The organism is Cedecea neteri NBRC 105707 = ATCC 33855, assembly GCF_001571265.1.
Taxonomy (GTDB): Bacteria; Pseudomonadota; Gammaproteobacteria; order Enterobacterales; family Enterobacteriaceae; genus Cedecea; species Cedecea neteri.
The window spans coordinates 73,519-93,533 of sequence record NZ_BCTL01000011.1 but is presented as its reverse complement, the minus strand read 5'-3'; the positions used below and the strand labels follow the sequence as shown (position 1 = coordinate 93,533).

At 54.9% G+C, this 20,015-nt stretch carries 18 protein-coding genes; 15 read left to right on the top strand and 3 right to left on the bottom strand.

All coding sequences use genetic code 11. The features are described from left to right. Nucleotides 1-273 precede the first annotated feature (273 nt). Nucleotides 274-1,413: a tRNA epoxyqueuosine(34) reductase QueG gene (queG, locus tag CNE01S_RS06610; protein ID WP_061274485.1), complete on the bottom strand. Its 1,140-nt coding sequence runs from the start codon at nucleotides 1,411-1,413 to the stop codon at nucleotides 274-276. Between queG and nnr the strand changes: the two genes are divergently transcribed. The 15 genes from nnr (at nucleotide 1,412) to CNE01S_RS06535 (ending at nucleotide 19,230) form a co-directional block, all read left to right on the top strand. Next, complete coding sequence (gene nnr, locus CNE01S_RS06605; RefSeq protein WP_061274483.1) at nucleotides 1,412-2,923, top strand: bifunctional ADP-dependent NAD(P)H-hydrate dehydratase/NAD(P)H-hydrate epimerase; 1,512 nt, start codon at nucleotides 1,412-1,414, stop codon at nucleotides 2,921-2,923. The genes queG and nnr overlap by 2 nt on opposite strands. A 4-nt stretch (nucleotides 2,924-2,927) precedes the next feature. Continuing rightward, nucleotides 2,928-3,389: a tRNA (adenosine(37)-N6)-threonylcarbamoyltransferase complex ATPase subunit type 1 TsaE gene (gene tsaE / locus CNE01S_RS06600; RefSeq protein WP_008453617.1), complete on the top strand. Its 462-nt coding sequence runs from the start codon at nucleotides 2,928-2,930 to the stop codon at nucleotides 3,387-3,389. A 13-nt stretch (nucleotides 3,390-3,402) separates the two neighbouring features. Further along, on the top strand, nucleotides 3,403-4,725 hold the full coding sequence (gene amiB, locus CNE01S_RS06595; protein WP_061274480.1) for an N-acetylmuramoyl-L-alanine amidase AmiB: 1,323 nt from the start codon (nucleotides 3,403-3,405) through the stop codon (nucleotides 4,723-4,725). Nucleotides 4,726-4,734: 9 nt separating this feature from the next. Further along, a complete protein-coding gene (gene mutL / locus CNE01S_RS06590) occupies nucleotides 4,735-6,606 on the top strand; it encodes a DNA mismatch repair endonuclease MutL (protein WP_061274478.1) in 1,872 nt (623 codons plus the stop codon). Continuing rightward, complete coding sequence (miaA, locus tag CNE01S_RS06585; protein WP_061274476.1) at nucleotides 6,599-7,543, top strand: tRNA (adenosine(37)-N6)-dimethylallyltransferase MiaA; 945 nt, start codon at nucleotides 6,599-6,601, stop codon at nucleotides 7,541-7,543. Before mutL ends, miaA begins: the two co-directional genes overlap by 8 nt. 101 nt (nucleotides 7,544-7,644) lie before the next feature. Beyond that, a complete protein-coding gene (hfq, locus tag CNE01S_RS06580; RefSeq protein ID WP_038476214.1) occupies nucleotides 7,645-7,956 on the top strand; it encodes an RNA chaperone Hfq in 312 nt (103 codons plus the stop codon). A gap of 75 nt (nucleotides 7,957-8,031) precedes the next feature. Next, nucleotides 8,032-9,312: a ribosome rescue GTPase HflX gene (hflX, locus tag CNE01S_RS06575; RefSeq protein WP_061274474.1), complete on the top strand. Its 1,281-nt coding sequence runs from the start codon at nucleotides 8,032-8,034 to the stop codon at nucleotides 9,310-9,312. 84 nt (nucleotides 9,313-9,396) lie between these two features. Beyond that, nucleotides 9,397-10,656: an FtsH protease activity modulator HflK gene (hflK, locus tag CNE01S_RS06570; protein ID WP_008453604.1), complete on the top strand. Its 1,260-nt coding sequence runs from the start codon at nucleotides 9,397-9,399 to the stop codon at nucleotides 10,654-10,656. A 2-nt stretch (nucleotides 10,657-10,658) separates the two neighbouring features. Then, on the top strand, nucleotides 10,659-11,663 hold the full coding sequence (hflC, locus tag CNE01S_RS06565) for a protease modulator HflC (protein WP_061274472.1): 1,005 nt from the start codon (nucleotides 10,659-10,661) through the stop codon (nucleotides 11,661-11,663). Between the two features lie 224 nt (nucleotides 11,664-11,887). Further along, complete coding sequence (locus CNE01S_RS06560; RefSeq protein WP_061274470.1) at nucleotides 11,888-12,085, top strand: DUF2065 domain-containing protein; 198 nt, start codon at nucleotides 11,888-11,890, stop codon at nucleotides 12,083-12,085. A 102-nt stretch (nucleotides 12,086-12,187) separates the two neighbouring features. Then, complete coding sequence (locus tag CNE01S_RS06555; RefSeq protein WP_039299806.1) at nucleotides 12,188-13,486, top strand: adenylosuccinate synthase; 1,299 nt, start codon at nucleotides 12,188-12,190, stop codon at nucleotides 13,484-13,486. Nucleotides 13,487-13,663: 177 nt separating this feature from the next. Beyond that, nucleotides 13,664-14,089 (top strand): nitric oxide-sensing transcriptional repressor NsrR, encoded by a 426-nt coding sequence (nsrR, locus tag CNE01S_RS06550; protein ID WP_008460383.1) that lies wholly within the window; start codon nucleotides 13,664-13,666, stop codon nucleotides 14,087-14,089. A gap of 38 nt (nucleotides 14,090-14,127) precedes the next feature. Continuing rightward, complete coding sequence (rnr, locus tag CNE01S_RS06545) at nucleotides 14,128-16,575, top strand: ribonuclease R (RefSeq protein WP_061274468.1); 2,448 nt, start codon at nucleotides 14,128-14,130, stop codon at nucleotides 16,573-16,575. Between the two features lie 180 nt (nucleotides 16,576-16,755). Next, the gene (rlmB, locus tag CNE01S_RS06540) at nucleotides 16,756-17,487 is read left to right on the top strand and encodes a 23S rRNA (guanosine(2251)-2'-O)-methyltransferase RlmB (RefSeq protein WP_016517622.1); all 732 of its coding nucleotides are present in this window, start codon (nucleotides 16,756-16,758) and stop codon (nucleotides 17,485-17,487) included. Nucleotides 17,488-17,595: 108 nt separating this feature from the next. Continuing rightward, a complete protein-coding gene (locus CNE01S_RS06535) occupies nucleotides 17,596-19,230 on the top strand; it encodes an isovaleryl-CoA dehydrogenase (RefSeq protein ID WP_061274466.1) in 1,635 nt (544 codons plus the stop codon). Between the two features lie 15 nt (nucleotides 19,231-19,245). Here CNE01S_RS06535 and yjfN read toward each other — a convergent pair whose 3' ends face one another. Further along, nucleotides 19,246-19,521: a DUF1471 family protease activator YjfN gene (gene yjfN / locus CNE01S_RS06530; protein WP_039289719.1), complete on the bottom strand. Its 276-nt coding sequence runs from the start codon at nucleotides 19,519-19,521 to the stop codon at nucleotides 19,246-19,248. 158 nt (nucleotides 19,522-19,679) lie between these two features. Further along, the gene (gene bsmA / locus CNE01S_RS06525) at nucleotides 19,680-20,009 is read right to left on the bottom strand and encodes a biofilm peroxide resistance protein BsmA (RefSeq protein ID WP_061274463.1); all 330 of its coding nucleotides are present in this window, start codon (nucleotides 20,007-20,009) and stop codon (nucleotides 19,680-19,682) included. Nucleotides 20,010-20,015: the final 6 nt, after the last annotated feature.

The window sequence follows — 20,015 nt, the reverse complement described above, 5'->3', positions numbered from 1 at the left end:
AAATTTTCCTTTCAAGCATAAATTATCCACAGCGCTCAGCAAGCGTTGCGGGTGGTATTTTGCTGTCTTGCAATATAACTATAAACAGACTTATCCACAGACCTCTGCCTTTTCATACGCCTTCTACAAATGTAATATTTATTACATCAATATTTTAACTTATTGATAATTAATAAGTTAATTTAATGTCGAAATATTAATGTAATGCTTGCAGAAATTTTGACACTTGAATGACAACGTGTTTTTGAATGTTATGCACACGCTGTGGACATATCATGCGTCGCGCGGAAGCCCTTTCTCAATCACCCTCACCAGGCGTTGTTTCTTCGGTAACTGAACCTCTACGGCTTGCTCGCTTCGTCTGGCTAATTGTTGCGCAATCGCCCATTCAATGTGTTCGTCCAGAAGTGGGTGCTCACCTTTTCTTTGTTCAAGCACGGTCAGGTTAGCTTCATCCCAGGGCGCATTGCCCAGCGCAACGGCGATATTACGTAGCCAGCGGAGATGGCCAATACGGCGGATCGCTGAGCCTTCGGTCACTCGCAAGAAATACTGCTCACTCCAGGCAAATAACTCGGTCAAAGGCGGAGAATGGAGTGCCTTACGCGGGCTAAAGTCATCTTCTTCGCTAAGCTGCGAGTAGCGGTTCCACGGGCAGATAAGCTGGCAGTCATCGCAGCCGTAAATACGGTTGCCGATTAGCGGCCTGAATTCTTCCGGGATTGCGCCTTCAAGTTCTATGGTCAGATAGGAAATACAGCGCCTGGCGTCCACCGTGTAGGGTTCGACGATGGCGTTGGTCGGGCAAATTGTCATGCAGGCTACGCAGCGGCCGCAGCCCTCCTCAACGGGGGAGTCAATCGGCAGCGGAATATCGACCAGCAGTTCTCCGAGAAAGAAGAACGAGCCTGCCTCGCGATTGAGGATAAGTGAGTGCTTACCTGTCCAGCCGAGCCCGGCTTTTTCGGCCAGCGGGCGTTCAAGAAGCGGCGCTGAGTCGACAAAAGGTCTAAAATTCAGCGTGGAGCAGTGGGCCTGAATCATTTCCCCCAGTTTTTTTAAGCGGTTACGCAAAACTTTATGGTAATCACGGCCCAGCGCGTAACGGCTAACGTAGCCCAACTGCGGGTTTTTCAGCGTTGAGGCGAAGGCGGCGTTGGTTGGAAGGTAGTTCATGCGGACGCTGATGACCCTGAGCGTACCGGGTACCAGTTCGTGTGGGCGCGCGCGCATCATGCCGTGCCGGGCCATCCAGTCCATTTCGCCGTGATATTGCTTGTCCAGCCATTCCTGAAGTTGTGGCTCGCTGGCGGTGAGATCGGTGTCGGTAATACCGACCTGCTGGAAGCCGAGATCTTTGCCCCATTGTTTAATGTTTTGCGCTAACTGATTGTAATCGAGGGGCTGTGACATGACGGACCATAACCTGGAAAAGTACGGCAAAAGTATACCACATTCGGTCTGGCCGGCGGACTGGTTGCGTAAAGCCGAAAGGGACGCAGCCGACAGCCTCGGCATCACGCTTTATGAGCTTATGCTGCGCGCCGGTGAGGCAGCATTTCAGATTGCCCGCACGCGTTATCCGCAGGCTCACCATTGGCTAATCGCCTGTGGGTATGGGAATAACGGTGGTGACGGTTATGTTGTTGCTCGCCTGGCTCAGGCCGCTGGCCTTCAGGTGACGTTGCTGGCTGTCGAAAGCGATAAGTCCTTACCCGAAGAGGCGAGTCAGGCCCGCGAGGCATGGCTTGATGCAGGTGGCGTTCCGCACGATCCCGATAAAGTCTGGCCCGCAGACGTTGATTTGATTGTCGATGCCTTGCTGGGAATTGGTTTAAATAGCGCTCCGCGCGAAAACCTCTCGCAGCTTGTCAGTCAGATGAATGAGTATCCTGCCCCGGTCGTGGCGCTGGATGTTCCCTCCGGGCTGCTAGCCGAAACCGGTGCCGTGCCCGGTTCGGTGGTTCAGGCGGAGGATACGGTGACTTTTATCGCGCTCAAGCCGGGGTTGCTAACGGGCAAGGCTCGAGATGTTGTGGGCAGGCTGCATTTTGCCTCGTTAGGGCTTGAGCCCTGGTTAGCTGTGCAGGAGGCGCCTATTTCCAGGTTTGACGTCCAGCAGCTTGCCGGGTGGATTGAACCGAGGCGGCCGACGTCGCATAAAGGGGATAACGGGCGGCTGATGCTGATTGGCGGCGACAGCGGTACGGCGGGTGCGATTCGCATGGCCGGTGAGGCGGCCTTGCGTGCCGGGGCTGGTCTCGTTCGCGTACTGACCCGTGCGGAAAACGTTGCCCCGTTGCTTACCGCTTGCCCTGAGCTGATGGTTCATGAGCTGACGCCGCAATCGCTTGATGATGCCCTGGAATGGGCGGATGTGGTGGCGATCGGGCCCGGGCTAGGGCAGCAGGAATGGGGCAAGAAGGCGCTGCAGAAAGTCGAAAACAGCCGCAAACCGATGCTTTGGGACGCGGACGCGCTTAACCTTCTGGCAATCAACCCGGATAAACGTCAGAATCGCGTGATTACGCCTCATCCCGGCGAAGCGGCAAGGCTGCTTAATTGCGCTGTGTCACAAATTGAGAGTGACCGCTTACTTGCAGCCAGGCGTTTGGTTAAACGTTATGGTGGAACCGTGGTCTTAAAAGGTGCCGGCACGCTGGTTGCCAGCCACGATCGGCTGGGCATTATCGACGTTGGCAACGCCGGGATGGGAAGCGGTGGAATGGGGGACGTGCTGTCGGGGATCATTGCCGCATTGCTGGCACAGAAGCTTACCCCTTATGATGCTGCCTGTGCAGGCTGCGTGGCTCACGGCGCGGCGGCTGATGTTTTAGCCCGTCAGCGAGGCACGCGCGGTATGCTGGCGAGCGACCTGCTTTCAACGCTTTACCTGTTTGTTAACCCGGATTTGAATACCTGAAGCCATGATGAATCGAGTTATTGCATTACCTGAAGAAGCGGCAACGTTAGCGCTGGGCGAGCGCCTGGCACAGGCCTGTGAGGGCGCGACGGTGATTTACCTTTATGGTGACCTCGGCGCGGGCAAAACCACCTTTAGCCGCGGCTTTTTACAGGCGCTGGGGCACAAGGGCAACGTTAAAAGCCCAACGTATACATTAGTTGAGCCGTATCAGCTTGATAACCTGATGGTTTATCACTTTGACTTGTATCGCCTGGCTGACCCGGAAGAGCTTGAGTTTATGGGGATTCGTGACTATTTCACCAACGACGCAATTTGCCTGGTGGAATGGCCACAGCAGGGGACAGGTGTGCTCCCGGACCCGGATGTCGAAATTCACCTGAGCTACGAGGCGCAAGGTCGCGAAGCGCGAATTGCCGCCGTTTCCTCATCTGGTGAAGCGTTACTGGCGCGGTTAGCCAAATAGCAAGGATGACGGGATGATCTATCGCGTGAAAGGTTGGTTGATGGCCGGGTTCCTGCTGCTGTGCTGCGCACAGGCTGGGGCGGCGGCGCTGTCGGATATTCAGGTTTCTAACGGTGAGAATCAGGCGCGTATCACCTTTAGTTTTATGGGCGACCCGGAATACACTTTTTCACAGGATAATAGGCGAAGCGTTGCGCTGGATATCAAACAAACCGGCGTGATTCGCGGGCTGCCGCTGCAGTTTAGCGGCAATAATCTGGTGAAAAGCATCAGCTCCGGGCAGCCAAAAGATGATCAATCTTTACGGCTGGTCGTTGATTTAACCCAGCCCGGCAAAACCCGCGCCGTGAAGCAGCAAAACGGGGCCAATTATACCGTCATCTTTACGATTAACGCTGACGTACCTCCACCACCGCCGGTTGTAACCAAACGCGCTGACCCCGCTGCGCCTGTCCAGGCTCCCGACCCGGCTCGTAATCCGTTTAAACCTCAGCAGGTCACCGGTGTGATAGGTTCTAATACCGTGACTCGCCCGGCGGCTCGCGCGAAAAACAGCGGCCCGACGGATACCGTTGTGGTCGCCATTGATGCCGGTCACGGCGGTCAGGACCCCGGCGCGATTGGTCCTGGTGGAACTCAGGAAAAGAACGTCACTATTTCTATCGCTCGGAAGCTGAAAGCCCTGTTAAACGATGACCCGATGTTCCGTGGCGTGCTGACCCGCGATGGCGATTATTTTATCTCGGTAATGGGGCGTTCTGACGTGGCGCGTAAGCAGAATGCGAACCTGCTGGTGTCCATTCATGCAGATGCCGCGCCGAATCGCGATGCCACTGGCGCATCCGTCTGGGTGCTTTCTAACCGCCGTGCGAACAGTGAAATGGCGGGCTGGCTGGAGCAACATGAGAAGCAGTCTGAGCTGCTGGGCGGTGCGGGAGACGTGTTGGCAAACAGTCAGGCCGATCCCTACCTAAGCCAGGCCGTGCTGGATTTGCAGTTCGGCCATTCCCAGCGCGTCGGGTATGATGTGGCGACTAAAGTGCTGGCGCAGCTCCAGCGCGTAGGTTCTTTGCATAAGCGCCGCCCGGAACACGCGAGCCTGGGCGTGCTGCGTTCACCGGATATCCCTTCACTGCTGGTTGAAACGGGCTTCATCAGCAACAGTTCTGAAGAGCGTTTGCTTGGCAGCGACTCTTACCAGCAGCAAATTGCCCAGGCCATTTATGAGGGGCTGCGTAACTATTTCCGCGAGCACCCGCTACAGTCAGCTCCATCGAATGAGCAAACTGCCCGTACCCAACTGGGTTCGCCGCAGCAGGTCGCTGTGACTAATTAAGGAGATAACATGCCGATTCAGGTTCTGCCGCCGCAGCTTGCGAACCAGATCGCCGCTGGCGAGGTTGTAGAGCGTCCTGCGTCGGTAGTGAAGGAACTGGTTGAGAACAGCCTTGATGCCGGCGCCACGCGGATTGATATCGATATCGAACGCGGCGGCGCGAAGCTTATCCGTATTCGTGATAACGGCTGCGGCATCAAGCAAGAGGAGCTGGCGCTGGCGCTGGCTCGCCATGCCACCAGTAAAATCGCTTCTCTCGACGATCTTGAGGCTATTATCAGCCTCGGCTTCCGCGGTGAAGCGTTGGCGAGTATCAGTTCAGTTTCTCGTCTGACTCTGACTTCACGTACCGCGGAACAAAACGAAGCCTGGCAGGCCTATGCTGAAGGGCGCGATCAGGATGTTACGGTCAAACCAGCCGCGCATCCTGTCGGGACGACGCTTGAAGTTCTCGATCTGTTTTACAACACGCCAGCGCGCCGTAAGTTCATGCGCACCGAAAAAACTGAATTTAATCATATTGATGAAGTGGTTCGCCGTATCGCGCTGGCGCGCTTCGACGTTTCTATTACGCTCAATCACAACGGCAAAATGATCCGCCAGTACCGTGCCGTGCAGGAAGGTGCTCCGCGCGAGCGCCGTCTGGGGGCGATTTGCGGTACGCCGTTTCTTGAACAGGCGCTTGCCATTGAGTGGCAGCACGGCGATTTAACGCTACGTGGCTGGGTCGCTGAACCTTCTGCTACCACTTCTGCATTAGCTGAGATCCAGTATTGTTACGTTAACGGACGCATGATGCGCGACCGCTTAATTAACCATGCGATTCGCCAGGCCTGTGAAGACAAGCTGGGCGTGGATCAGCAGCCGGCCTTTGTACTGTATCTGGAGATCGACCCGCATCAGGTGGACGTTAACGTCCACCCGGCGAAGCATGAGGTTCGCTTTCATCAGTCACGTCTGGTACATGACTTTATCTATCAGGGCGTGATTAGCGTACTTCAGCAGCAAGGCAAAAACGCGCTGGCGCTGGAGGAAACGGCGGAGACGCCAGTGGAACGCTGGCAGCCGGAAAACCGTGTCGCCGCCGGGCGTAACCAGTTTGCCACGCCTGCCGTCGCGCGTGAGCCTCGTGAGGCTGCGCCACGGCAGGCTTCGCCATCGCCTTCCGGCGGCGGCCGCTCCGGTGAGACGGGAGGAACGCCGCTTTGGCCTCATGCCGCACCGGGCTACCAGAAGCAGCAAGGCGCGCTGTATCGCCAGCTGTTGGATACTCCAGAAGTAGAACCTGCAGCCCGTGCTGAAGAGCCGGCAGCGCTTGAAGGCCACTCGCAAAGCTTTGGTCGGGTATTAACGGTATTGCCGCCCGATAAAGCTTTGCTGGAGCGACAGGGAAAACTTTCTCTGCTTTCGCTGGTCGTTGCCGAACGGTGGCTAAAACAGGCTCAACTGGCACCGGGAAGTGAAGGTCTGCGAGCTCAGCCGCTGCTGATTCCGCTGCGGCTGAAAGTCAGTCGCGAAGAACATGACGTATTGGTTAAATATCAGGCGCTTTTGAAAGAAATGGGTATCGAATTCGATACGGATGCCCGGCAGATAACAATTCGCACGGTACCTTTACCTTTACGGAAACAAAATTTACAAATCTTGATTCACGAACTGCCAGGATACTTGGCGCAACAGGCCGATGTTTCGGCGAGCCAGCTGGCTTTGTGGATTGCCCGTCATTTGGCAAGCGATCACGAACAGTGGAGCCAGGCTCAGGCGATTACCCTACTGGCAGACGTAGAACGTCTTTGCCCGCAGTTGGTGAAATCCCCGCCCGGCGGTTTGCTACAACCTGTTGATTTACAATCGGCGATGAACGCCCTGAAAGATGACTGAAGATAAAAAAAGGCCACAGGCAATTTTTATAATGGGGCCAACGGCCTCAGGCAAGACGGCACTTGCTATTAATTTGCGTAAAACTTTGCCGGTAGAGTTGATAAGCGTGGATTCGGCCCTCATCTATCGTGGGATGGATGTCGGTACCGCTAAGCCAACGGAACAAGAGCAAGCCTTGGCACCGCACAGGTTACTGGACCTGCTTGACCCGGCTCAGGCGTACTCTGCGGCAGATTTTCGCCGTGATGCGCTGGCCGAGATGGCTGAAATTACCGCCGCCGGGCGTATCCCGCTGCTGGTCGGTGGGACCATGCTCTATTTTAAAGCGCTGCTTGAAGGACTTTCGCCGCTCCCGTCGGCGGATCCGGAAGTCAGGGCAAAGATAGAGCAACAGGCGGCAGAGCAAGGATGGAATGCGCTGCATCGTCAACTGGAAGAAATCGATCCGGTTGCCGCTGCCCGGATTCATCCAAATGATCCGCAAAGGCTTTCCCGGGCACTGGAAGTTTTTTTCATTTCGGGTAAAACTTTAACGGAACTGACGCAAACGTCAGGAGAAGCTCTGCCGTATCATGTGCATCAGTTCGCCATCGCCCCGGCGAGCCGTGAACTGCTCCATCAGCGAATTGAGCAGCGTTTTCATCAGATGTTGGCTTCAGGTTTTGAAGCAGAAGTGCGGGCGCTTTTTGCTCGCGGAGATTTGCATACGGAGATGCCTTCCATCCGTTGCGTGGGTTACCGCCAGATGTGGTCTTATTTGGCGGGTGAAACTTCACATGATGAGATGGTTTATCGAGGTATTTGCGCGACGCGTCAGTTGGCTAAGCGCCAGATGACCTGGCTGCGTGGCTGGGAAGGTGTCCACTGGTTAGACAGTGAAAAGCCGGAGCAGGCATACAGCGAAGTGCTACAGGTTGTTAGTGCGAAGCATGGGTGAATGTGTACAATTGAATCGTCAGCGTGCGCAAATTTTTACGCAGTTTTTCAGAGCTAATCGCTCTTGAGTGACAAACAACAAACATATAAGGAAAAGATAGAATGGCTAAGGGGCAATCTTTACAAGATCCGTTCTTGAACGCACTGCGTCGTGAACGTGTTCCAGTTTCTATTTATTTGGTGAATGGTATTAAGCTGCAAGGGCAAATTGAGTCTTTCGATCAGTTCGTGATCCTGTTGAAAAACACGGTCAGCCAGATGGTCTATAAGCACGCGATTTCTACCGTTGTTCCGTCTCGTCCGGTTTCTCATCATAGCAATAACACCGGCACCGGCGGTTCTGGCGGCTACCATCACGGCGGCAGCGCGCAGGCTGGTTCTGCGACGCAACAAGACAGCGAAGAAACCGAATAAGGTCGCTTGCTGTTTTCCCGGTCGGGGGACCAGTTCAGCTGCGTTCCCCGCTGGTCTTTTTGAGAGGTTATACGCTTGTTTGACCGTTATGATGCCGGTGAGCAGGCGGTGCTGGTTCACATCTATTTTTCGCAAGACAAAGACATGGAGGACCTGGCGGAGTTTGAATCCCTGGTCTCTTCAGCCGGTGTCGAAGCACTGCAGGTGGTAACCGGTAGCCGCAAGTCCCCGCACCCAAAGTATTTCGTTGGTGAAGGCAAAGCCGTTGAGATTGCCGAGGCTGTTAAAGCCACTGGGGCGTCGGTTGTGCTGTTTGATCATGCGTTATCCCCCGCCCAGGAACGTAACCTGGAAGCCCTGTGTCAGTGCCGTGTTATCGACCGCACCGGGTTAATTTTAGATATTTTTGCCCAACGTGCACGTACCCATGAAGGTAAATTGCAGGTTGAGCTGGCTCAGCTCCGCCATTTGGCTACTCGCCTCGTGCGCGGCTGGACCCACCTTGAACGCCAAAAAGGCGGGATTGGTTTACGTGGTCCGGGTGAAACTCAGCTCGAGACGGACCGTCGCCTGCTGCGCAACCGTATTATGCTGATTCTCTCGCGCCTGGCGCGCGTAGAAAAACAGCGCGAGCAGGGAAGGCGTTCACGTAATAAAGCAGATGTGCCGACGATTTCATTGGTGGGTTACACCAACGCCGGTAAATCCACGCTATTTAATAGAATTACCGCGGCCGATGTTTATGCCGCGGATCAGCTATTTGCCACACTCGATCCTACACTGCGCCGTATTGACGTCGCCGACGTGGGCGAAACCGTGTTGGCAGATACTGTCGGTTTTATTCGCCACCTGCCGCATGATTTAGTAGCAGCGTTTAAAGCCACTTTGCAGGAGACTCGTCAGGCCACGCTGTTGTTACACGTGATTGACGCGGCCGACTTCCGGATACAGGAAAACATTGCAGCAGTCGATACCGTACTGGAAGAGATTGAGGCGGATGAAATCCCAACCCTGTTGGTCATGAATAAAATCGATGCGCTGGATGAGTTTGAGCCGCGTATCGATCGTAACGACGAGAATGTGCCGATCCGCGTCTGGCTTTCCGCGCAGACCGGGGCCGGTGTCCCACTGCTTTTCCAGGCTCTGACGGAGCGTTTGTCTGGTGAAATTGCGCAGCATACGCTGCGTTTACCCCCTCAGGCAGGGCGTTTGCGGAGCCGTTTTTATCAGCTTCAGGCAATAGAAAAAGAGTGGACAGAGGAAGACGGCTGCGTAGGGTTAGAAGTCCGTATGCCTATCGTGGACTGGCGTCGCCTTTGTAAACAAGAACCGGCACTCGCGGATTACATCGTTTAGACGTAATCAAGTCGGCTCATAAATGTCCTGAAGACTATTTCCCCCTAGGGGGATATCACCGCACAACAAATATGGAGCATAAACATGGCGTGGAATCAGCCCGGTAATAACGGACAGGACCGCGACCCGTGGGGAAGCAGCAAGCCTGGCGGCGACTCTGGGGGTAACAAAGGAGGGCGCGATCAGGGTCCACCTGATCTGGATGATATCTTCCGCAAGCTGAGCAAAAAACTCGGTGGCCTTGGCGGCGGGAAAAGCGGTGGCAGCGGCGGTGGTAATGCATCGCAGGGGCCGGGTAATCCTATTGGTGGTCGCGTGGTCGGTATCGTTGCCGCTGCCGCGGTCATTATTTGGGCCGCAACCGGGTTCTATACCATTAAAGAAGCCGAACGCGGTGTTGTGACCCGCTTTGGTAAATTCAGCCATCTGGTTGAGCCTGGTCTGAACTGGAAACCTACGTTTATCGACAGCGTTCAGGCAGTGAACGTTGAATCGGTTCGCGAACTGGCGGCGTCCGGTGTGATGCTGACCTCTGACGAAAACGTGGTGCGCGTTGAGATGAACGTGCAGTACCGCGTTACCGATCCACAGCGTTACCTGTTTAGCGTGACCAGTGCGGATGACAGCCTGCGTCAGGCTACCGACAGCGCGCTGCGCGGCGTTATCGGTAAATACACCATGGATAAGATCCTGACCGAGGGTCGTACCGTGATTCGTAGCGATACCCAGCGTGAGCTTGAAGAAACTATCAAGCCTTACAACATGGGCATCACCCTGCTGGACGTCAACTTCCAGACGGCACGTCCGCCGGAAGAAGTTAAGGCCGCCTTTGATGATGCGATTGCCGCTCGTGAGAACGAACAGCAGTACATTCGTGAAGCGGAAGCTTACAGCAACGAAGTTCAGCCACGTGCAAACGGCCAGGCTCAGCGTATTCTGGAAGAAGCTCGTGCTTATAAAGCACAGACCGTCCTGGAAGCGCAGGGTGAAGTGGCTCGTTTCGCGAAGATGCTGCCAGAATATAAAGCCGCACCGCAAATCACTCGCGAGCGTTTGTATATCGAAACCATGGAAAAAGTCCTTAGCCACACCCGTAAAGTGCTGGTTAACGATAAAGGTGGCAACCTGATGGTGCTGCCGTTGGATCAGATGTTGAAGGGTGGCGCTCAGCAGCCGGCCGCAAAGAGCGATAACAGCGCAGCGAACAATCTGCTGCGTCTGCCGCCAGCGTCCAGCTCAAGCAGCAGTGCCAGCACCTCTTCGTCCTCCTCGAGTGGCGATATCATGGATCAGCGTCGTGCTAACGCACTGCGCAACGATACCCAGCGCGTAGGGAGTGAATAACGATGCGTAAGTCTTTCATTGCAGTAATTATCATCGTGCTGGTCGTGATCTACACCTCGCTGTTCGTGGTGCATGAAGGCGAGCGCGGCATTACATTACGCTTCGGCAAAGTCCTGCGTGATGATGAAAACAAACCGGTAGTCTATGAGCCGGGTCTGCACTTCAAGATCCCGTTCATTGAAACCGTGAAAACCCTGGATGCCCGTATCCAGACGATGGACAACCAGGCCGATCGCTTTGTGACCAAAGAGAAGAAAGACCTGATCGTTGACTCCTACATCAAGTGGCGTATCAGCGATTTCAGCCGTTACTACCTGGCCACCGGCGGTGGTGATGTGTCTCAGGCGGAAGTGCTGCTGAAACGTAAGTTCAGTGACCGTCTGCGTTCTGAAATTGGTCGTCTGGATGTGAAAGACATCGTGACCGATTCCCGTGGTCGCCTGACGCTGGACGTTCGTGATGCTCTGAACTCCGGTTCTGCGGGTACGGATGATGAAGTCGCTACGCCAGCAGCGGACGACGCCATTGCTTCTGCAGCGGCACGTATTACTGAAGAAACCAACGGCAAAGTGCCGGTGGTTAACCCGAACAGTATGGCGGCGCTGGGTATTGAAGTTGTGGACGTGCGTATCAAGCAGATCAACCTGCCCGCTGAAGTGTCTGAGGCGATTTACAACCGTATGCGCGCAGAGCGTGAAGCGGTTGCCCGTCGTCACCGTTCACAGGGTCAGGAAGAGGCTGAGAAGCTGCGTGCCACCGCTGACTACGAAGTGACTCGTACGCTGGCAGAAGCCGAGCGTGAAGGGCGTATCTCTCGTGGTGAAGGTGATGCTGAAGCTGCGAAGCTGTTTGCTGATGCATTTAGCCAGGATCCAGACTTCTACGCCTTTATCCGTAGCCTGCGTGCTTATGAAGCTAGCTTCCAGTCTAACCAGGACATTATGGTGCTGAGCCCGGACAGCGACTTCTTCCGCTACATGAAAACGCCAGCAAATAGCGCACGCTAAGCGCTGAGTAACGTCAAAGAGCCGGTTTACCGGCTCTTCAAACCGATGACAAACCTCTGGTGATAGACCAAATACCAGGCGGCTCGTTAAAAAAACAGGAAAATCAATTCATTGATTTTCGGCTGATAACCACAAAGAGGAAAAAACCACGCTTTTTTCCTCTTTGTCAGCAACGTCAAAGAGCCGGTTTACCGGCTCTTTTTTTATGCCCGTAAAGGATGATTATGAATTCTACAATTTGGCTGGCGCTTGCCCTGGTGTTAGTGCTCGAAGGGCTGGGTCCCATGCTTTATCCACGTATCTGGCGGCGAATGATTCTGGCTATGGCGCAATTGCCGGACACATTGTTGCGTCGTTTTGGCGGTGGTCTTGTGGTTGCTGGCATCGTGATCTACTACATGTTGAGTCGTGCTGGTAGCTGAGTGAAATTTATCCGGCAGAAACTGATTTTGTATACTAAAAGGGCTGTTCATCTGGGAAACCGATGGTAGAATCCATTTTTAAGCAAACGGTGATTTTGAAAAATGGGTAACAACGTCGTCGTACTGGGCACCCAATGGGGTGACGAAGGTAAAGGAAAGATCGTCGATCTTCTGACTGAACGGGCTAAATATGTTGTGCGCTACCAAGGCGGTCACAACGCAGGTCACACTCTCGTAATTAACGGTGAAAAAACCGTTCTTCATCTTATTCCATCAGGTATTCTTCGCGAAAACGTCACCAGCATCATCGGTAACGGCGTTGTGCTGTCTCCAGCTGCGCTGATGAAAGAGATGAAAGGTCTGGAAGACCGCGGTATTCCAGTACGTGAGCGTCTGCTGCTGTCTGAAGCTTGCCCGCTGATCCTTGACTACCACGTTGCGCTGGACGTTGCGCGTGAAAAAGCTCGCGGCGCGAAAGCTATCGGCACTACCGGTCGTGGCATCGGTCCTGCATACGAAGACAAAGTAGCCCGTCGTGGCCTGCGCGTTGGCGACCTGTTCGATAAAGCCACCTTTGCAGACAAACTGAAAGAAGTGATGGAATACCATAACTTCCAGCTGGTGAACTTCTACAAAGTTGAAGCTGTTGACTACCAGAAAGTACTGGACGATGCGATGGCGGTTGCCGACATCCTGACCAGTATGGTTGTTGATGTCTCTGACCTGCTGGACCAGGCGCGTAAACGCGGCGACTTCATCATGTTTGAAGGTGCTCAGGGGACGCTGCTGGACATCGACCACGGTACCTATCCGTACGTAACCTCCTCTAACACCACCGCGGGTGGCGTTGCGACCGGCTCCGGCATCGGTCCGCGCTATGTGGATTACGTTCTGGGTATTATCAAAGCTTATTCCACTCGCGTGGGTGCTGGTCCGTTCCCAACTGAACTGTTTGATGACATCGGCGAATTCCTGTGCAAACAGGGTAACGAATTCGGCGCTACCACCGGTCGCCGTCGTCGTACCGGCTGGTTGGATGCGGTTGCCGTGCGTCGTGCCGTGCAGATTAACTCCTTGTCCGGCTTCTGCCTGACCAAGCTGGACGTCCTGGACGGCCTGAAGGAAGTGAAAATCTGCGTAGGCTACCGTATGCCGGATGGTCGCGAAGTGACCACCACCCCAATGGCAGCGGATGACTGGGAAGGTATCGAGCCGATCTATGAAGTGATGCCTGGCTGGTCTGAAACCACTTTCGGCGTGAAAGAGCGCAGCGGTCTGCCGCAGGCAGCGCTGAACTACATCAAACGCATTGAAGAAGTGACCGGCGTGCCGATTGATATCATCTCAACCGGCCCAGACCGTACTGAAACCATGATTCTGCGCGATCCGTTCGACGCATAATGATGTTGCGGGGTGTGGTATCACACCCCGTATTGCTTTCTTCCCGCCGCTTTATTCATCATTCCAATCAAATAAATTAGCTGGCAACCATATGGCTGGTTTATCATCAATATGTACCTGCTTTAAGGTACAACTTGCCTTGCGCAAAGCGTTTCCCCTCCCACCCATGAGGTTGATGTGCAGTTAACGAGTTTTACTGATTACGGTTTACGTGCTTTGATTTATATGGCTTCTCTTCCTGAAGGGAGAATGACCAATATCTCTGAAGTCACAGAGGTGTACGGTGTGTCCCGTAATCACATGGTGAAAATCATCAATCAACTCAGCCGCGCGGGCTATGTCATGGCCGTGCGAGGAAAAAATGGCGGCATTCGTCTTGGTAAGCCTGCGGAAACGATCCGTATTGGTGACGTGGTGCGCGAGCTGGAGCCGCTCTCATTGGTGAACTGTAGCAGTGAGTTTTGTCATATCACCCCTGCCTGCCGACTCAAACAGGCTTTGGCTGAGGCGGTGCAAAGTTTCCTTCAGGAACTGGACAAGCACACGCTGGCCGACCTGGTGGACCAAAACCAACCGCTCTACAAATTACTGTTGGTGGAATAATCACGATTCCATCTGCGGATGACAACGGAGGACCCGAAATGTCAAAAGATCCTTTTCAGGAACGAGAAGCCGAAAAATACGAAAACCCGATCCCAAGCCGGGAGTTTATTCTCGACCATCTCTCAAAACGTGAAAAACCGGCCAGCCGCGAAGAGCTGGCTGAAGAACTAAAAATCTCCGGTGAAGAACAGATTGAAGCTTTGCGCCGTCGCCTCCGTGCAATGGAACGTGATGGCCAACTGGTCTTCACCCGCCGTCAGTGTTACGCGCTGCCGGAACGCCTGGATTTACTGAAAGGTAAAGTGATCGGCCATCGCGACGGATTTGGTTTCCTGCGCGTAGAAGGGCGTAAAGACGATCTCTATCTTTCATCCGAGCAGATGAAAATGTGCATGCACGGCGATCTGGTGCTGGTGCAGCCGCTCGGCGCTGACCGTAAGGGCCGCCGCGAGGCGCGCATTGTGCGCGTGCTGGAGCCAAGAACCGGGCTGATTGTTGGCCGCTACTTTACCGACGCTGGCGTAGGTTTTGTGGTGCCTGACGATAGCCGTCTGAGCTTCGATATCCTGATCCCCCCTGAAGCGCTGATGGGTGCCCGTATGGGCTTTGTGGTGGTGGTCGAACTGACCCAGCGCCCAACGCGCCGTACCAAAGCGATCGGTAAGATTGTTGAAGTGCTCGGCGACAATATGGATACCGGCATGGCCGTTGATATGGCGCTGCGTACTCATGAAATCCCGCACGTCTGGCCGAAAGAGGTTGAAGCCCAAGTTGCAAATCTGAAAGAAGAAGTGCCGGAAGAGGCCAAAATTGGCCGCGTCGACCTGCGCGATCTGCCGCTTGTCACCATTGATGGTGAAGACGCCCGAGACTTCGATGATGCCGTATTCTGCGAGAAAAAACGCGGTGGTGGCTGGCGCCTGTGGGTTGCGATTGCCGACGTAAGCTACTACGTGCGTCCGCCTACCGCGCTGGATAACGAAGCCCGTAACCGTGGGACTTCGGTTTACTTCCCGTCGCAGGTAGTACCGATGCTGCCGGAAGTCCTTTCCAATGGCCTGTGTTCCCTGAACCCGCAGGTTGACCGCCTGTGTATGGTTTGCGAGATGACCATCTCCGCAGCAGGGCGTCTGACCGGCTATAAATTCTATGAAGCGGTGATGAGCTCCCACGCGCGCCTGACCTACACCAAGGTCTGGCATATGCTGCAGGGCGACCAGGAGCTACGCGAGCAGTATGCGCCGCTGGTTAAGCACATCGAAGAGCTGCATAACCTCTACAAAGTGCTGGAAGTTTCCCGTGCCCAGCGAGGCGGGATCTCGTTTGAAAGCGAAGAAGCGAAGTTTATCTTCAACGCTGAGCGCCGTATTGAACGTGTTGAGCAGACCGTGCGTAATGATGCACACAAGCTTATCGAAGAGTGCATGATCCTCGCTAACATCTCGGCGGCGCGTTTTGTCGAGAAGAATAACGAGCCAGCGCTGTTCCGAGATCACGATCGCCCAAGCAACGACGCGATTACCGCGTTCCGTTCTGTGCTGGCGGAGCTGGGTCTGGAGTTACCAGGCGGGCAAAAACCAGAGCCGCGTGATTACGCCGATCTGCTGGAATCTATCGCCGATCGTCCTGACCACGAAATGCTGCAAACTATGCTGCTGCGCTCGATGAAGCAGGCAATCTACGATCCGGAAAACCGCGGCCACTTTGGTCTGGCGCTGCAGTCCTACGCGCACTTTACTTCGCCAATTCGTCGTTATCCTGACCTGTCACTGCACCGCGCCATTAAATACTTACTGGCGAAAGAGCAGGGGCATACCGGGAACAGTACCGAATCCGGTGGCTGGCACTACAGCATGGAAGAGATGCTGCAGCTGGGTCAGCACTGCTCAATGACCGAACGCCGCGCCGATGAAGCGACTCGTGACGTAGCGGACTGGCTGAAGTGTGACTTCATGCAGGATCAGGTCGGCCAGGTATTCAACGGCATTATTGCCAGCGTAACCGGCTTCGGCTTCTTTGTGCGCCTGGTTGACTTGTTCATCGACGGCCTGGTTCACGTCTCGACGCTGGACAACGACTACTACCGCTTTGACCAGATTGGTCAGCGCCTGATTGGCGAATCCGGCGGGCAGACTTATCGTCTGGGTGACCGCGTTGAGGTTCGGGTGGAAGCTGTCCACATGGACGAGCGTAAAATCGACTTCGCGCTGATCTCAAGCTCACGTGCGCCGCGTGGCGAAGGTAAAACTGCAAAAGACAAAGCGAAACGAGGCGGAAATGGTGGTGCGCCGTCTAAGCGCCGCCAGGCTGGCAAACGCGTAAACTTCGAGCCGGACAATGCTTTCCGTAAAGAGAAAGACGGCGCGAAAGCGAAGAAAGAGAAGACCGGAAAGAAACCGAAGAAAGCCAAAGCGCCGTCGGACAAAACCCGTAAAATAGCGGCAGCAACGAAGGCGAAGCGCGCCGCGAAAAAGCAGGCGAGCTGATATTACCCTCACCCTGACGTAGTCCCTCCTGGAAAGGGAGAGGGGGTAAACAGAACGATAATGTATGCTTTTATCGTTTCCCCCCCTCGCCCCTTTGGGGAGAGGGCCGGGGTGAGGGGCTAAATCCAGACCATGAACAAACCAACACGGGCGAACCCTCGTCCGCAATGAGTGATATCGATGAGTGAAATTATTTACGGCATTCACGCCGTCCAGGCCCTGCTTGAACGTGCTCCGCAGCGTTTTCAGGAAGTCTTTATCCTGAAAGGTCGCGAAGACAAGCGCCTGATGCCGCTGATCCACGCTGTTGAAGCGCAGGGGATCCCGGTGCAGGTGGCAAATCGCCAGTGGCTCGACGAGAAAGCCGAAGGCGCGGTACACCAGGGCATCATTGCCCGCGTGAAGCCGGGCCGCCAGTATCAGGAAAACGATCTGCCCGATCTGATCGCCGAACACGAACGTCCGTTCCTGCTGATCCTGGACGGTGTAACCGATCCGCATAACCTTGGTGCCTGCCTGCGTAGCGCAGATGCTGCCGGGGTTCATGCGGTTATCGTCCCGAAGGATCGCTCCGCGCAGCTGAACGCGACGGCGAAAAAAGTTGCCTGTGGCGCGGCGGAGAATGTGCCGCTGATCCGCGTCACCAACCTGGCCCGCACCATGCGCCTGCTGCAGGAAGAGAACGTCTGGATTGTCGGCACCGCTGGTGAAGCGGACCATACTCTGTTCCAGAGCAAATTTACTGGCCCAATGGCGCTGGTGATGGGCGCGGAAGGCGAAGGTATGCGCCGTCTGACTCGCGAGCACTGTGACGAGCTGGTCAGCATCCCTATGGCCGGGACCGTTTCTTCTTTGAACGTGTCGGTTGCCACCGGCGTTTGCCTGTTCGAAATCGTGCGCCAGCGCGGTTAAGCCGCGTTATTTGAATGGGGTGGAAACACCCCGTTTGTGATCCCCCTCCGCGCAGAACCCGCATCTCCGTCCATACTTACTGGCATTGCCACAGATGGAGGGAACAGTATGCGCTGGCAAACTCACACCGTTTTTAATCAACCCAACCCCCTCAGCAACAGTAATCTTTTTCTTTCAGATATCCCGCTACGAGAAGCCGTGGTTCGTGAAGGCGCTGGCTGGGACGTCGAACTTCTGGCCAGCATCGGCCAGCAGTTGGGTTCTGCAGAATCTCTGGAGCTGGGCCGACTGGCAAATATCAATCCTCCTGAGCTGCTGCGGTTTGACGCCTGCGGCGAGCGACTGGACGACGTTCGCTTTCACCCCGCCTGGCATCTGCTGATGCAAGGTTTGTTTGCGAATCGGGTTCACAACCTGCCCTGGCAAGAAGACGCGCGGCAGGGGACTTTTGTCGCGCGCGCCGCCCGGTTTATTCAGCACGCTCAGGTTGAGGCGGGAACGCTTTGTCCGATCACCATGACCTTTGGCGCAACGCCGTTGCTACTTCAGCACTTACCCAAAGTCTTTGAAGCCTGGCGCAAGCCCTTGCTGAGCGATCGTTATGACGCACACCTGCTGCCAGGCGCCCAAAAACGTGGTCTGCTGATTGGCATGGGGATGACTGAGAAACAGGGCGGTTCCGACGTGCTCAGTAACACCACTCGTGCCGAGCCGCTGGCTGGCAGAGGTTCTGGTGAAGCTTACCGGCTGGTGGGGCACAAATGGTTTTTCTCCGTGCCGCAAAGCGATGCGCATCTGGTGCTTGCTCAGGCTAAGGGCGGGCTTTCTTGCTTCTTCTTACCGCGCATTCTGCCCGACGGCCAGCGCAACGCCGTTCGTCTTGAACGGCTCAAGGACAAGCTGGGTAACCGTTCAAACGCCAGCAGTGAAGTCGAGTTTTGTGACGCCACCGCCTGGCTTGTTGGTGAGGAAGGTGAAGGCGTACGCCATATTCTGAAAATGGGCGGGTTTACCCGCTTCGACTGCGCGCTCGGCAGTCACGGCCTGATGCGACGTGCGTTGTCGGTGGCCTTGTGTCACGCCCTGCAGCGACAGGCCTTTGGCAAGACGCTTATCGAACAGCCGATGATGCGTCAGTTGCTGGGAAAAATGGCGCTGCAGCTTGAAGGCCAGACGGCATTTCTTTTCCGTCTTGCGCGGGCATGGGAGTTGCCCGGTGACCCTCAGCAACTGGCTTACAGCCGATTGTTTACCCCGGCCGCGAAATTCAGCATCTGCAAAGCAGGGATCCCTTTTGTGGCTGAAGCGATGGAAGTCCTGGGCGGCGTGGGCTACTGCGAAGAGAGCGAGTTGCCGCGTCTGTATCGTGAAATGCCGGTGAACAGCATTTGGGAAGGCTCGGGCAATATTATGAGCCTCGATGTGCTGCGCGTGCTGGCCAAACAGCCTGCGGTAATGGAAATGCTGTCTAACGAGTTTGATGAGGTTAAAGGGCAAAACCGACATTTCGATCGCAGCTGGCGACAGCTACAGCAGCGTTTGCGGAAGCCTCAGGAGGAGCGGGGCAGAGAAATTACGCAGCAGCTGGCTAATCTCGCCTGTGGGGCGCAATTGCTTAAATCACTTTCACCCCCGGCAGCAGAAGCCTGGTGTCGGATGATGCTGGACGATCGGGGAGAATCGCTTTTGCCCGAGCAGGTCATCAGTGATGCGCTGCTGCGGGCAACGGGAGGCGTGGCTTAATAAAATGGCGGGACTTTATGCGTAAAGAATGGCCTGTGCTCGCCAGCTATCGGCCAGAGAATTTTCCTGCATCTGAATAATACGGTACCAGGAAGCACCTTGCTCGTCGGCTTTCAGCGCGATCATTCGTTCGACGTCCTGCGGGCTGCCGGCAATGTCATTTACCGAAATTAATCCGATTTCATTAAGGCCCGTTACGCAGTCCGCGCTGGCAAACTCGGCGGACTGCGCCAGAGTCGGAATGAGGCCAACAGATAACAGCAGTGTCGTTAAGGCAAGAGATCGTTTCATTGTCAGTTCCTTATCATTTTACCCCGAAGTGACAGGGCAATCCTTCGCTTACTCAAAGCTGACCCCCGCTTCCTGAGGGCGAGGTCCATTGTGCATAAGAAACGATCAAGCGGCGAAAAGCTGTGTAAATATCAATAAATAACGGCTATCGGGCCGGGCTATTTTCGATACAAAATAGCCTGCGAATACCACTGGCCTGGGATAACCGTTTCATCATTCATAATGATGAGATAATAATCGGCTTTTGCTGCTGCGGCTTTCTTCTTAATAATGGCTTCTGAGTCCATAGGAGAGCCACGTACCACGGCGGTCACGGTGCCTATTTTTATTAATTCCGCAGTCTGAGAGCGCTGTATTTCCTGCGGATAATTCGTCGGCGACGGTGCTGGTTGCGGTGTACCCTGAAGCACGCTGCAGGCGCTGAGTAACGCCGCCATAAATAGTACGGATAGCCGTGGCATGATGGTTTCTCGTTTCTTGACGATCATAGTGTA